Raw genomic sequence first — 13,524 nt, forward strand, 5'->3', positions numbered from 1 at the left:
ATATCTATAATTCATTTGTTTAGCCTTTAAATATATCTGATTTATTTTCGATAATTTCTCGAGATGCCCGCGAGCTTCCTTTCCGTCGTTTCTTCCCTGCGTGCCGTCGGCGAACCGACGCGCCTGCGTCTGCTGGCGCTGCTGGCGCGAGCCGAACTGACGGTAGGGGAGATTTGTGCAGTGCTTGGACAAAGCCAGCCTCGAGTCTCGCGTCATCTCAAGCTGCTGTGTGATGCCGGCATGCTGGATCGATTCCGCGAGATGCACTGGGTCTATTACCGGGTGCCGGCGGGCGGTGCCGCCCGGAAAACCGCGTTACAGATTCTGGCCTTGCTTTGTCAGGACGACGAGGTTCTGCGGCGTGACCGCAAGCGGATGGAACGAATGATCGCGGCGCGCGGCCGGCAGGCCGCGGGCCAGGTCCCCGAAGCCGATCAGGAAGCCTTTTGCGAAACCCTCGATCGGATCGTGCTGAATGAATTGGCGCAAGAGCCTGTCGGCATGCTGTTGGATATCGGTACGGGCTCCGGTCATTTGCTCGGCCTGGTCGGCGCCCGGGCGACCCGCGCGGTGGGCGTCGATATTTCGAGCGAGGCCTTGCGCTTGGCGCGCGCCAGGGTACACGGTGCCGGTCTGAGCCATTGCGAGCTGCAACGCGGCGATATGTATGACCTGCCGTTCAGCGCGCCGATCTTCGATACCGCTACAGCGGATCGCGTGCTGGCCGGTGCTGAGCGTCCGGTAGCCGTATTGCGCGAACTGGCGCGCACACTCAAGGATGGCGGCCGTGCCATCATCATCGAAGATTTCGACGCGTTGGGCGCCGGAGCGAGCGACGGCCGCGAACGCGGCACGAATCCTATCGCCATTCTGCGCACCTGGTGTACCGCCGCGGGCTTCGATTGTGCCCGCATCCATCCGGTCGACACTGAGTCCGGGCATTTACTCGTTGCGCTGGCACACAGGGCGGCGCGCACGGACGCGGCGGCATGACGACAGGCGCCGGCGGCAAATAATCAGTGCCGCAGCGGACAAGGGGGAAGTTTTGATGTCAGTCGAATATGTCAAGGAGCGGATCGCACGGGCCGCCGATGGTCTGTATGGACGGCCTGCGGTGTCGTTCGAATTCTTCCCGCCCAACAACGAGCAGATGGAACACACATTGTGGCAGTCGTTGCAGCGCCTGATTCCGCTGCAGCCGCGTTTCGTCTCGGTGACCTACGGTGCGGACGGCTCGACCCGCGAGCGTACGCATGACATCGTCACTCGCATCCAGCAGACGACTTCGCTGACGGCGGCACCCCACTTGACCTGTGTTGGCGCCTCGCGCGAAGAAGTTCTCGATATCGCGCACAATTACTGGGAGCACGGTATTCGTCATATCGTGGCCTTGCGCGGCGATCCGCCGCAGGGAGCAAGCGTCTATACGCCGCACCCCGGCGGTTTTCCCTACGCGCTTGATCTGGTGAAGGGACTGAAGTCCGTAGCCGATTTCGAGATCTCGGTGGCAGCCTATCCGGAAACGCATCCGGAAGCGTCCAGCCCGGCGTTCGATCTGGACTACTTGAAGGCGAAGATCGACGCGGGTGCGCAGCGGGCGATCACGCAGTTCTTTTTCGATCCCGAGCTGTTCCTGCGTTTCAGGGATCGATGCGCCGCCGCGGGCATCAGCGCCGCCATCGTACCGGGTATTCTGCCGATCACGCGTTTCCCGCAGATGCAGCGTATGGCGCAGCGTTGCGGCGCCAGCGTGCCTGATTGGCTCGTGCATCGATTCGACGGGCTCGACGAGGATGCCGATACACGACGGTTGATCGCCGCGGCGTTCGCCATCGAGCAGGTCCAGGCGCTGCAGCGCCACGGCGTAGAAGAATTCCATTTCTATACGCTGAATCGCAGCGAACTGACTTATGCGATCTGTCATGCCCTGGACGTGCGTCCTGTCGCGATGCAGGCCGTCAGCGCCTGAATCCCGAGCAGCCGTCCGCATTCCCCGCCTGTATCCCAAGCAGCCGATCAAGTCCCGCACAGCAAGCAGAGCAAACCCATGTCCAACGTTACTTCCCGCGCCGAACGCATTGCCGAATTTCATCGCTTGTTGGGCGAGCGCATCCTGGTATTCGACGGCGGGATGGGCACGATGATCCAGAGCTACGGCCTGACGGAGCAGGATTACCGCGGCGAGCGCTTCAAGTCCTGGCCCTGCGACCTCAAGGGAAACAGCGACATCCTGGTCTTGACCCGGCCGGATGTCATCGGACAAATACATACGGCGTATCTGGATGCGGGCGCCGACATCATCGAGACCGATACGTTCACCGCGAATCATCCCTCGCAAGCGGACTACCATGCCGAGGAATTCGTGCGTGACATCAATCTTGCCGCCGCAAAAGTCGCGCGCCAGGCAGTCGATGATCACAGGGCGCGCACCGGACGCCTGAGTTTCGTCGCGGGCGTGCTGGGTCCTACGAACCGCACGGCCTCGCTGTCGCCCAATGTAAACGATCCGGCCTTCCGCAATATCGACTTCGACCAGTTGGCGCAGACTTATCTGGTCGGCGCGCAGGCGTTGCTGGAAGGCGGCGTCGACCTGTTTGTCATCGAGACCATATTCGATACCTTGAACGCCAAGGCGGCGATCTTCGCGGTGCGCCAGGCGCAGCAGGAAGCTGGAGAGGATCTGCCGATCATTATTTCCGGCACGATCACCGATGCCTCGGGACGCACGCTGTCGGGGCAGACGGTAGAGGCTTTCTGGAATTCGGTACGGCACGCGCAGCCAGTGGCGGTGGGATTCAACTGCGCGCTGGGCGCGAAACAGCTGCGGCCTTACATCGAGGAGCTTGCGCGTATCGCCGATGTGTACATCAGTGCCTATCCGAATGCCGGGCTGCCCAACGCTTTCGGCGAGTATGACGAGGAGGCCTGTGAGACGGCCGCGCTGGTTCGGGAATTTGCGACCAGCGGCTTCGTCAATCTGGTAGGAGGCTGCTGCGGCACCACGCCGGAGCATATTCGGCACATACGCGAGGCCATGGAGGGCATCGCTCCGCGCAAGCCGCCGAACCTCGAACCGCGCTGCCGCTTGTCCGGCCTGGAGCCGATGAACATCGGCCCGGATAGCCTGTTCGTCAATATCGGCGAGCGCACCAACGTGACGGGATCGGCAAAATTCCGCCGCCTGATCGAGGCCGACGATTACACGGCGGCGCTGGATATCGCCCGCCAACAGGTCGCCAGCGGTGCGCAGGTGATCGACATCAACATGGACGAGGGCATGCTGGATTCGGAAGCGGCGATGATCCGCTACCTCAACCTGATCGCCTCCGAGCCCGATATTTCTCGTGTACCGATCATGATCGACTCATCGAAGTGGTCGGTCATCGAGGCAGGACTGAAGCGCATCCAGGGTAAGGGGGTGGTCAACTCCATCAGCCTCAAGGAAGGCGAGGCGCAGTTCCTGGAACAGGCACACAAGGTGCGCGCCTATGGCGCCGCGGTCGTCGTCATGGCGTTCGACGAACAGGGACAGGCTGATACGGTTGCACGCAAAGTGGAGATCTGCAAGCGTTCCTACGAGCTGCTGACCCGGCAGGTCGGGATGCCGCCGGAGGACATCATCTTCGATCCGAATATTTTTGCGATTGCCACCGGTATCGAAGAACACAACAACTATGCGCGTGATTTCATCGAGGCCATCACTGCGATCCGCAATGCCTGTCCGCATGCGCATGTCAGCGGCGGCGTCAGCAACGTGTCTTTCTCCTTCCGGGGCAATGATCGAGTGCGAGAGGCCATGCATTCGGTGTTTCTGTACCATGCCATCAAGGCCGGCATGACCATGGGCATCGTCAATGCCGGCCAGCTGGCGATCTATGAGGATATCGATCCGGAACTTCGCGAGCGTGTCGAGGATGTGGTACTGAATCGCCGCGAGGATGGCACCGAGCGTCTGCTGGAGATTGCGGAGCGCTACAAGGGTGAAGCCGGCATCAGGAAGGCCGAGGATCTTGCCTGGCGTAATTTGCCGGTAGCCAAGCGGCTGGAACATGCGCTGGTCAAGGGGATCGACGAATTCGTCGTAGCCGATACCGAGGAGGCGCGCCTGGAATTCCCGCATCCGCTGCAGGTGATCGAAGGTCCGCTGATGGATGGCATGAATGTGGTCGGAGACCTGTTCGGCGACGGCAAGATGTTCTTGCCGCAGGTCGTCAAGTCGGCGCGCGTCATGAAGAAGGCGGTCGCCCATCTCATTCCCTTCATTGAACAATTGAAGGCGGCCGAAGGCGACACGGAGGCGCGTGCCAACGGCAAGATCGTCATGGCGACCGTCAAAGGCGACGTGCACGACATTGGCAAGAATATCGTCGGCGTCGTACTGCAGTGCAATAATTTCGATGTGATCGATTTAGGTGTGATGGTGCCGTGTGAACGAATCCTGGAGACGGCACAGCGTGAAGGCGCGGATATGATCGGCCTGTCCGGGCTCATCACGCCGTCGCTGGAGGAGATGGTGCACGTCGCCCGGGAAATGCAGCGCCAGGGATTGAATCTGCCACTGTTGATCGGCGGCGCAACCACATCCCCTGCGCATACCTCCGTGAAGATCGATCCGCATTACCAGGGGCCGGTCGTCTACGTGAAGGATGCCTCGCGATCCGTCGGCATCTGTCAGCAACTGATGAATACCGATAACCGCGCGGAGTTCGTGGATCGAACCAAGGACGATCATGCGCACCGCCGTGAATTGCACAAGAACAGGCGGACCAAGGCGCCGCAGGTCACACTCCAGCAGGCACGCGCCAACAAGCTTGACGGCGGTTGGAACGACTATGTGCCGCCCGTGCCGCGATTTCTGGGGCTGCGCGTATTCGAAGATTATTCGCTCGAGGAGCTCACGCGTTACATCGACTGGATGCCGTTCTTCAATGCCTGGGAGTTCCGCGGCACGTTTCCGGATATCCTGACGGATCCGGTCGTGGGCGAGCAGGCGAGCAGTCTATATGCGGATGCCAGGCACATGCTGAAGCAGATCGTACAGGAGCGCTGGCTGAGCGCGCGCGGCGTCATCGGATTGTTCCCCGCCAACAGCGTCGATGACGACGATGTCGAAGTCTACGCGGATGATTCACGCCAGCGGACCATTGCACGTCTGCACTTTCTACGTCAGCAGAAAAGCAAGCCCGCCGGACAGTTCCATGATTCGCTGGCGGACCTCGTGGCACCCAGGACATCGGGTCTGCACGATTATATCGGCGCCTTTGCAGTGACTGCCGGTATCGGTATCGAAGAGCATCTGGAGCGTTTCCGCCTGGCGCATGACGACTATTCAAGCATTATCCTCAAGGCGCTGGCGGATCGGCTGGCGGAAGCATTCGCCGAGCGCATGCATGAGCGTGTACGGCGCGAATTCTGGGGCTACGTTCCCGAGGAGCGGCTGACGAACGATGAACTGATCAGGGAGGCTTACCGCGGCATTCGTCCGGCGCCGGGCTACCCAGCCTGTCCGGACCATACCGAAAAGGCCACCTTGTGGAAGTTGATCGATCCCGCGGGGAATGCCGCTATCGAACTTACCGATTCCTTTGCGATGTATCCGACCGCGGCCGTGAGCGGCTGGTATTTCTCCCATCCCGCCTCGCGTTATTACGCAATCGGCAAGATCGCCCTGGATCAGGTCAAGGACTACGCCGCACGCAAAAAAATATCGCTGGAGGAAGCGCGGCGCTGGTTGGCATCCAACCTCAGCTACGATCCGGATGCGCAGAGCGAGGCAGCCTAGCTTGCCTCCAGGCAGCCTATTTCCGGGCAGCCTGCCTCCGGGCAGCGCAGCCCGGGAATGCCGTCGACTTCCGTACCCCCGTGTCCTCGTGCCCTGGGCGAGGACCCTGCGGCAGCGCAGCCCCTTAGGGCCGATGCGGCCGGGCTAGATATTCCTGTGACTGCATTTCGATCAGCCGGCTGGTAGTACGCTCGAACTCGAAACTCAGGCGCGCGCCGCCATATAGTTCTTGCGCAGGCCGTAGGGAAGAAACGATCAGCTTCACTGCCCGATCATAGAATTCATCCACCAGGGCGATGAAACGGCGGGCCGGATTGTCCGAGTCTTCGCCCAAGGCAGGTATGTCGCTCACAAATACCGTACGGTAGCACCGTGCGATCTCGATATAGTCCGCCTGGCTGCGCGGGCCGTCGCACAGTTCCCTGAAGCCGAACCAGACCACGTCGGCGGCGTGGCGGCGCGCATGCAGGCGGCGATGATTCAGGACCAGGGTCGCATCGGCCCGTCCGGGCTCTCCTGCGATGGCCGTGAACAAGGCCTGCAAGGCGGCGTCCGTATCCTTGCACGAGGCATCGAACCAGGTGGTGGCCAGTTCCAGCAGACGCAGGCGATGATCGGTGCCGCCGTCCAGGTGTACGATCCGGGTGTGTTTTTTCAACAATTGGATCGCCGGCAAAAAGCGCGCACGTTGCAGGCCGTCCTTGTACAGATCCTCCGGCGGCACGTTCGAGGTGGCGACCAGGGTGACGCCGCGTGCGAATAGTTCGTGCAGCAGCGTGCCTAGCAGCATTGCATCGCCGATATCCGCCACGAACAGCTCATCGAAGCACAGCACACGTGCCCGGCGCGCGATCTTTTGAGCCACCAGCGCCAGCGGGTCGGCATGCTGCGCATGCTTCCTCAACTCATCGTGCACGAATTGCATGAAGCGATGGAAGTGGCTGCGTTGTTTGTCGCGGAAGGGTAGAGATTGGAAAAACAGATCCATGAGCCAGGTCTTGCCGCGCCCGACACTGCCCCAGATATACAAGCCGGATTGTTCTACAGGCTGCCGGCGCGACAGCAGTTCCCGCAGCCGGCTGCGGGATGTCGGCATCATTAGCCGGCGTCGCAGATCATCCAGCAGCATCACGACCTGCTGCTGTGCCGCATCGGGCTCATAGCCAAGACGGACGCACTCGCTCTGATAGAGCGTCTCGAACGACGATGCGGCGATCATTACCGTGGGATGGACGAGCGCCGGCCTCGGCGGTGCAGAACGCGACCGCGCCTTACAGGATCCTGCCCCATCTCACAGATTCTGGTAGTTCGGTCCTGAACCGCCTTCCGGGGTGGTCCAGATGATGTTTTCGTACGGATCCTTGATATCGCAGGATTTGCAATGCACGCAGTTGGCCGAGTTGATCTGCAGCCTGCGTCCGCCCTGGCCGTCATCGACCATTTCATAGACGCCTGCCGGGCAGAAGCGCTCGCAGGGATTGCCGTATTCAGTGACGCAGCGGCCTACGCAGATGGAGGTATCGGGTACCTTGAGGTGGATGGGCTGCGATTCATCGTGGACGTTGCCGGCAAAGAACACCGAGGCCAGGCGATCGCGCGGCGGCAGCGAACGCTCCACCCAGGCGCGGTCCGGAGAGGCATAGTCACCGAGCTTCTCCAGCGCCGACCAGTCGGCCGAATTGCGCAATGTCCAAGGCGTCCTGCCCTTCAGCAGCGCCTCGATGCCGGCATTGAACATGCCGAAATACAGGCCGCGCTTGAATGCCGGCTTGAAATTGCGCACCGCGCGAAGCTCGCGATGGCCCTCCGAGGCGCGCCAGCGTGCGTCGTAGCCGGTGCTGCTGCCATGCTCCGATAAATGGTCCGCGGCGCACACGCCTGAACGGATCGCTTGATGAATACCCTTGATCTTGAACACGTTCAGCGTGCCGGCACCATCGCCGATCAACATCGCGCCGGGCATTTCCAGCTTCGGCAGCGACTGATAACCGCCGGCGGCGATCGTGCGCGCACCCGCCGCCAGGATTTCCCCGCCTTCCAGCAACGGCTTGATACGCGGATGATGCTTGAATTGCTGAAACACCTCGAACGGCTTGAGCCGCGGATCCTTGTAATTCAGACCGACGACATAGCCCACGTACACGCGGTCGTTGTCGAGGTGATACACGAAGCTGCCGCCATAAGTATGCTTATCCAGCGGCCAACCGAAAGCATGTTCGATACGGCCGGGCTGTACGCGGCCTGCGGGCAGCTGCCATAACTCCTTGAAGCCCAGGCCGAACGTCGGCGGATCGACGCCGTCGCGCAGGTTGAACTTGGCGATCAGCTGCTTCGTGATCGAGCCGCGCGAGCCTTCCGCAAGTACCGTGGTTCCTGCGTGGATTTCCACGCCCGGCGTATAATTCGGCCCCGGCGAGCCGTCCCTTTCAAGCCCCATGTCGCCGATACGCACGCCTTTCACCCGGCCGTCGTCGAAGAGCGCTTCTGCCGCGGCAAACCCGGGGAATACGTCCACGCCGGCCTGCTCCGCCTGCTCTGCGAGCCAGGGTGTCAATTGACCCAGGGAGATGATGAAATTGCCGTGATTGTTCATAGGCGAAAGATTGACGGCGAAATTCGGCATCTTGTAGGAGCCGGTACTGGTCATCAGTCTTACGTCATCCTGCGCTGCCGGTACTTTCATGCCGGTGTATTGCGAACTCCACTTCGGCAGCAGCTGCTCCAATGCCGCAGATTCCAGAACCGCCCCTGAAAGGGAGTGCGCGCCCACCGCAGAGCCCTTCTCCAGCACGCAGATGCTTAGCTCGGGCTTGAGCTGCTTCAGCCGGATCGCGCAGGCCAGGCCGGCCGGGCCGGCGCCGACGATGACGACGTCATATTCCATCACTTCGCGTTCAGTCATGAGTTGATTTCCGCAGACTCTTCAGAAATAAGCCAAGTGCGAGGCATTGTGTGCAAGCATTCGTTACCGCTGCTTACTTTCCGCTGCTTACCTTGGAGCCATGCGGATCGCGCCGTCGAGGCGAATGCACTCGCCGTTCAGCATGGTATTCATACAAATATGCCCGACCAGGGCGGCATATTCATCGGGACGGCCTAGACGCGGTGGGAAGGGCACTTGCTTAGCCAGTGAATCCTGCGCCTCCTGCGGCAGCGATGCCATCATGGGCGTGCGAAAGATACCCGGTGCGATGCTCATCACTCGTATCCCGCTGGATGCAAGATCGCGCGCCATAGGCAAAGTCATGCCGGCGACGCCGCTCTTGGAGGCGGAGTAGGCCACTTGGCCGATCTGGCCGTCAAATGCGGCGACTGAGGCGGTCATCACGATCAAGCCGCGTTCGCCTTCCTCGTTCGGCGTGTTTTTTTGCATGAAAGCGGCAGCGGCCTTGGACACCAGCAAGGTGCCCACCAGATTGATTTCGACCACTTTGCGAAAGAAATCTCCCGGTATCGGGCCTTCCTTGTTTATAAGGCGGCGCGGCCAGGCGACACCGGCGCAATTCACCGCCAGGTTCAATCCTCCCATCTCGGCATGAGCCTTGGCGATGCAGGCGTCGATCGTGGTCTCGTTGGTGACGTCGCCGCTCTGAAAAAACGCATTTGCGCCCAAGGACTGCGCGGCTGCCTGGCCCGCAGCTTCGTTTACGTCGATCAGCGTCACCTTCGCTCCGGCAGCCACCAGGTGCTGCGCGACGGCGTGACCCAGGCCCGAGGCGCCACCGGTGATGACGGCGCGCGCTTCTTCCAGCTTCATGTTTGTAGTCTCCTTCGAAGATTCGATTGGATGGCAGGCGAATAGTGTAGCGCCTTTGCGCCGTGTCGGATCCGGTCTCAGACTCGCTCGATCGCCAACGCTGCAGCTTCGCCGCCGCCGATGCATAGCGAGGCGATGCCGCGCTTTTGGCCGCGACGCTTCAATTCATGGATGAGCGTGGTGAGGATGCGAGCGCCGGTCGCGCCGATCGGATGACCCAGTGCGCAGGCGCCGCCATTCACATTCACACGGGCATGATCCAGGCCTAAATCGTGGATTGCCGCCATCGTGACGCAGGCAAAAGCCTCGTTGATCTCATAGAGGTCAACCTCCGCCGCTCGCCAGCCGGCTTTGTCGAGGACGCTCTGGATAGCCCCGACGGGGGCGGTGGTAAACCATTCGGGCGCCTGCGCGTAGCTGGCATGGCCGACGATGCGCGCCAGGGGGCGCAGATCATGCTCGCGCACGGCAGCGGCGCCGGCTATCACCACGGCGGCTGCACCGTCGGAAATCGAAGAAGAACTCGCGGCGGTGACCGTGCCGTCCTTGTTGAAGGCGGGCTTGAGTTGCGGGATTCGCTCGATATCGCAGTTGAAGGGGGTTTCATCCTTGGCGACGGTGCGCTCCCCCTTGCGATCCTTGATGATCACCGGAGCGATCTCGGGCTCGAACCGGCCGGCTTCGATCGCCGCCAGCGCGCGGCGTACCGATTCGGCCGCGAAGCTGTCCTGTTGCTCGCGGGTGAAGCTGTATTTTTTTGCGGTGGCATCCGCGAAAAATCCCATCGGTTTACCGTCGAAAGCACTCTGCAGCCCGTCAAAGAACATATGGTCCAGGATTTCCCCGTGGCCCATACGTAGGCCGCCGCGCGCCTTGGGCAGCAAATAAGGCGCGTTGGTCATGGATTCCAGACCGCCTGCCAGGACGATCCTGGCCGAGCCGGCAGCAATCTGGTCGGCAGCCAGCATCGTGGCTTTCAGTGCCGAGCCGCACATCTTATTGATGGTCGTCGCCGGCACCTTCTGCGGCACGCCGGCAGCCAGTGCCGCCTGGCGCGCCGGAGCCTGGCCCACGCCGGCCATCAGCACGCAGCCCATGATGGCTTCATCGATCCGTCCGGCGTCCAGACCGCTGTCTTGGATCGCGGCGCGTGCCGCGGCGGCGCCCAGATACGGCGCCGATACGCTGCTCAGTACACCTTGAAATGAGCCGATAGGCGTGCGGCGGGCGGCGACGATGTAGATGTCTTCAGTCATGGCAGGCATTTCCGGATCGAATTGAGAAGATATTTTTACTCAAGGGTAGGGTTTTTACTTAAGAGTAGGTGTCGCGGTCAAGACTCATAAAAATGAATCTCGAGATCCCGCCGGCATCATGCATGTCGTGCCGGCCTGATCCGGGGCATGTCCAGCGAGTCGGGGATGAGCCTCACGAAGGAGTATCATAAGGAAAATCGGCTAAGAAATCGGCTGATCCTGCGTCGTTGCCCGAAGATCGGCGGCAGCGCGACTACAATGCTGCCGGTACCCAGGCCGGCTCGTCCAGTGTTGCGAGAATACGCGCGCATGCCGTCGCGGCCGGTGATTTTCCGTGAACTACTTCTCTTTATGTAAACCCGGCCGGGGTTCTGTGATAACTGTCACGCCCACCGAACGATAGCCTTACGCATACTGCCGGCACCGCATAGTGGCGCCGGTTCATGCAATCGGTCCCGCGTCAAGCCTGAGGGCGATGAGTACCGTTACCAAAGAGACAGTCGACTCGAGGCGTATCGCAGATACGCCGCAGGCACCTTCCGCAGCGATGATCGACCGCTTCCTCGATGCCGTGTGGATGGAACGCGGCCTGTCACCCAACACCTTGTCCGCCTATCGCGCGGATCTGATGGCATTGGATCGCTGGTTGCAGGTGCGCGGCAGTTCCAGCGTCCAGGCCGCTCGTGCGGATCTCCTCGCGTTCATTGCCTACCGGGTGGAGGCGGGGGCTCGCCCCCGGTCCACCGCCCGGCAGCTGTCCAGTTTTCGGCGCTACTACCGTCATCTAATCCGCGAGGGAGTCATCAAGGAGGACCCGACCGTCCAAATCGCGATGCCCAAGATCGGCCGCTCGTTACCGAAATCTTTGACGGAAGAAGAGGTCGATGCGTTGCTGGCAGCGCCGCAAATCGAGGATCCGTTGGGATATCGCGACCGCTCCATGCTGGAAGTGCTGTATGCGACGGGATTGCGCGTTTCGGAACTGGTCAGCTTGAAGGGAAGCCAGGTGAATATGAATCAGGGGGTATTGCGCATCGTCGGCAAGGGTGATCGCGAGCGCCTGATTCCGCTGGGAGAAGAGGCCGTCGACTGGCTGCAGCGCTTTACCCGCGGCCCGCGCCTGGAAATATTGCTGGAGCGCCAGACCGATTATCTGTTTCCGACGCGCCGCGGCGACCGCATGACGCGGCAGGCATTCTGGCACATCATCAAACGCTACGCGCAGAAGGCGGGCGTCCACAAGGCACTCTCGCCGCATACCCTGCGGCATGCCTTCGCGACCCACTTATTGAATCATGGCGCGGATCTGCGCGTGGTCCAGATGCTGCTCGGACATAGCGACCTGTCGACCACGCAGATCTATACGCATGTCGCCCGTGAGCGCATGAAGGAACTGCACGCGCAGCATCATCCGCGCGGCTGACGGGCTGCGACGCAGGCGCGCCGGCATCCTCGGCACCGCACGGCCGACGGCCGCGCCCGGCGCCTGCTGTCCGGTATATCGCTCCTGCCGGTCGAGCCGCAGGGATTCTGCTAGAATGCCGCATGGTTTTCCCCGCCGTTACGAGCCGCAAAAGCGGTGCCCGCCGCGTCATGGCCGAGGGCATCTCATCAGGTCGAAAGATTGCATGAACAGACTGTACTGCTGCCTGCTCACCATGATGTTTGCGCTCCCGGCAATCGCCACCGAGACGCCCGCCGACGATGTTCGTGCCGCGATCGCCAAGAAGTTTCCCGGTGTCGACGCCGAGGACGTACGGCCTGCGCCGGTCGAGGGACTGTATGAGGTGGCTCTGAATTCGGACATTGCCTACGTCAGCGCGGATGGACGCTATGTCATCGCGGGGGATCTGTACGAGATCGACACCCGCACGAATCTTACCGAGGCCAGCCGCATGCAGCTGCGCATCGGCGCATTGTCCGGCCTGGACGAGCGCGACATGATCATCTTCAAGCCGGCGGTGGTGAAGCACACGATCACCGTCTTCACCGATGTCGATTGCGGTTATTGCCGCAAGCTGCATGGAGAGATGAGCCAGATCAACAAGCTCGGCATCCAGGTCCGCTACCTGGCTTATCCGCGTGGCGGCCCCGATACGCAGGACTGGCGCAAGATGGAAGCCGTGTGGTGCGCCAAGGATCGCCGCACCGCTATCACCGATGCCAAGCAGGGCAAGGAAGTGAAAGCACCGGCCTGCGGTGCGACGCCGGTGGCTAAGCAGTATCAACTGGGCAGGCAATTGGGCGTGCGCGGTACGCCGGCGATCTTCACCAGCAGCGGAGACTATATCGGCGGTTACCTGCCGCCGGCACAGCTGCTGGGGCAGCTGGAGAGCCTCGAGCGGCAAGATGCTCGCGCAGCGCGACAGTAAGCTCTAGCGAATCAACAGCTTCAGCTTGTCCGGCTTGCCGTCCCATTCCGCAGCATCCTCCGGCGACGGCTTCTTTTCGGTCAGGACCGGCCACTGCTTGGCCAGTTCCGCATTGATCTGCTTGAAGTGCTCCTGGTCGGGCGGCACTTCCTCTTCGGAGAAAATCGCGCCAACCGGGCATTCCGGCTCGCACAAGGTGCAGTCGATACATTCATCGGGGTCGATCACCAGGAAATTCGGACCTTCGTGAAAGCAATCGACCGGGCACACCTCGACGCAGTCGGTGTGCTTGCAGTTGATACAGTTTTCAGTGACGACAAAAGTCATCGATGGCTCCGGGCAGGCAACAAAACGCGC

10 protein-coding genes are annotated in these 13,524 nt (G+C 61.4%); 5 read left to right on the top strand and 5 right to left on the bottom strand.

Annotated elements, in window-relative coordinates:
• The first annotated feature begins 63 nt into the window (after positions 1-63).
• From ACG33_RS06405 to metH, 3 genes are all read left to right on the top strand, one after another.
• Complete coding sequence (locus ACG33_RS06405; RefSeq protein ID WP_066919683.1) at positions 64-993, top strand: ArsR/SmtB family transcription factor; 930 nt, start codon at positions 64-66, stop codon at positions 991-993.
• 55 nt (positions 994-1,048) lie between these two features.
• A complete protein-coding gene (metF, locus tag ACG33_RS06410; RefSeq protein WP_066919685.1) occupies positions 1,049-1,969 on the top strand; it encodes a methylenetetrahydrofolate reductase in 921 nt (306 codons plus the stop codon).
• Between the two features lie 78 nt (positions 1,970-2,047).
• Positions 2,048-5,782 carry a methionine synthase gene (gene metH / locus ACG33_RS06415; protein ID WP_066919687.1) on the top strand — a complete coding sequence of 1,245 codons (3,735 nt, stop codon included), beginning with the start codon at positions 2,048-2,050 and terminating at the stop codon, positions 5,780-5,782.
• A 124-nt stretch (positions 5,783-5,906) separates the two neighbouring features.
• Here metH and zapE read toward each other — a convergent pair whose 3' ends face one another.
• The 4 genes from zapE to ACG33_RS06435 form a co-directional block, all read right to left on the bottom strand.
• Positions 5,907-7,001, bottom strand: coding sequence for a cell division protein ZapE (gene zapE, locus ACG33_RS06420; protein WP_066919689.1), 1,095 nt, complete (start codon positions 6,999-7,001; stop codon positions 5,907-5,909).
• A gap of 72 nt (positions 7,002-7,073) precedes the next feature.
• Positions 7,074-8,684: an electron transfer flavoprotein-ubiquinone oxidoreductase gene (locus tag ACG33_RS06425; protein WP_066919691.1), complete on the bottom strand. Its 1,611-nt coding sequence runs from the start codon at positions 8,682-8,684 to the stop codon at positions 7,074-7,076.
• Positions 8,685-8,771: 87 nt separating this feature from the next.
• Positions 8,772-9,539, bottom strand: a complete 768-nt coding sequence (locus tag ACG33_RS06430; RefSeq protein ID WP_066919693.1) for an SDR family NAD(P)-dependent oxidoreductase — start codon at positions 9,537-9,539, stop codon at positions 8,772-8,774.
• 77 nt (positions 9,540-9,616) lie between these two features.
• The gene (locus ACG33_RS06435; protein WP_066919695.1) at positions 9,617-10,804 is read right to left on the bottom strand and encodes a thiolase family protein; all 1,188 of its coding nucleotides are present in this window, start codon (positions 10,802-10,804) and stop codon (positions 9,617-9,619) included.
• Positions 10,805-11,270: 466 nt separating this feature from the next.
• Between ACG33_RS06435 and xerD the strand changes: the two genes are divergently transcribed.
• Both xerD and ACG33_RS06445 read left to right on the top strand, forming a co-directional pair.
• Positions 11,271-12,218 carry a site-specific tyrosine recombinase XerD gene (gene xerD, locus ACG33_RS06440; RefSeq protein WP_083536509.1) on the top strand — a complete coding sequence of 316 codons (948 nt, stop codon included), beginning with the start codon at positions 11,271-11,273 and terminating at the stop codon, positions 12,216-12,218.
• A 205-nt stretch (positions 12,219-12,423) separates the two neighbouring features.
• Positions 12,424-13,167 carry a disulfide isomerase DsbC N-terminal domain-containing protein gene (locus ACG33_RS06445; protein WP_066919697.1) on the top strand — a complete coding sequence of 248 codons (744 nt, stop codon included), beginning with the start codon at positions 12,424-12,426 and terminating at the stop codon, positions 13,165-13,167.
• Between the two features lie 3 nt (positions 13,168-13,170).
• Here ACG33_RS06445 and fdxA read toward each other — a convergent pair whose 3' ends face one another.
• Positions 13,171-13,494 carry a ferredoxin FdxA gene (gene fdxA, locus ACG33_RS06450; RefSeq protein WP_066919699.1) on the bottom strand — a complete coding sequence of 108 codons (324 nt, stop codon included), beginning with the start codon at positions 13,492-13,494 and terminating at the stop codon, positions 13,171-13,173.
• Positions 13,495-13,524 lie beyond the last annotated feature (30 nt).

This window comes from Steroidobacter denitrificans, assembly GCF_001579945.1.
Lineage (GTDB): Bacteria > Pseudomonadota > Gammaproteobacteria > Steroidobacterales > Steroidobacteraceae > Steroidobacter > Steroidobacter denitrificans.

Excerpts from the sequence above, each read along its gene's own strand:
- ACG33_RS06405 (WP_066919683.1), top strand. The coding sequence starts at position 64 with ATGCCCGCGAGCTTCCTTTCCGTCGTTTCTTCCCTGCGTGCCGTCGGC.
- metF (WP_066919685.1), top strand. The coding sequence starts at position 1,049 with ATGTCAGTCGAATATGTCAAGGAGCGGATCGCACGGGCCGCCGATGGT.
- metH (WP_066919687.1), top strand. The coding sequence starts at position 2,048 with ATGTCCAACGTTACTTCCCGCGCCGAACGCATTGCCGAATTTCATCGC.
- zapE (WP_066919689.1), bottom strand. The coding sequence starts at position 7,001 with ATGATCGCCGCATCGTCGTTCGAGACGCTCTATCAGAGCGAGTGCGTC.
- ACG33_RS06425 (WP_066919691.1), bottom strand. The coding sequence starts at position 8,684 with ATGACTGAACGCGAAGTGATGGAATATGACGTCGTCATCGTCGGCGCC.
- ACG33_RS06430 (WP_066919693.1), bottom strand. The coding sequence starts at position 9,539 with ATGAAGCTGGAAGAAGCGCGCGCCGTCATCACCGGTGGCGCCTCGGGC.
- ACG33_RS06435 (WP_066919695.1), bottom strand. The coding sequence starts at position 10,804 with ATGCCTGCCATGACTGAAGACATCTACATCGTCGCCGCCCGCCGCACG.
- xerD (WP_083536509.1), top strand. The coding sequence starts at position 11,271 with ATGAGTACCGTTACCAAAGAGACAGTCGACTCGAGGCGTATCGCAGAT.
- ACG33_RS06445 (WP_066919697.1), top strand. The coding sequence starts at position 12,424 with ATGAACAGACTGTACTGCTGCCTGCTCACCATGATGTTTGCGCTCCCG.
- fdxA (WP_066919699.1), bottom strand. The coding sequence starts at position 13,494 with ATGACTTTTGTCGTCACTGAAAACTGTATCAACTGCAAGCACACCGAC.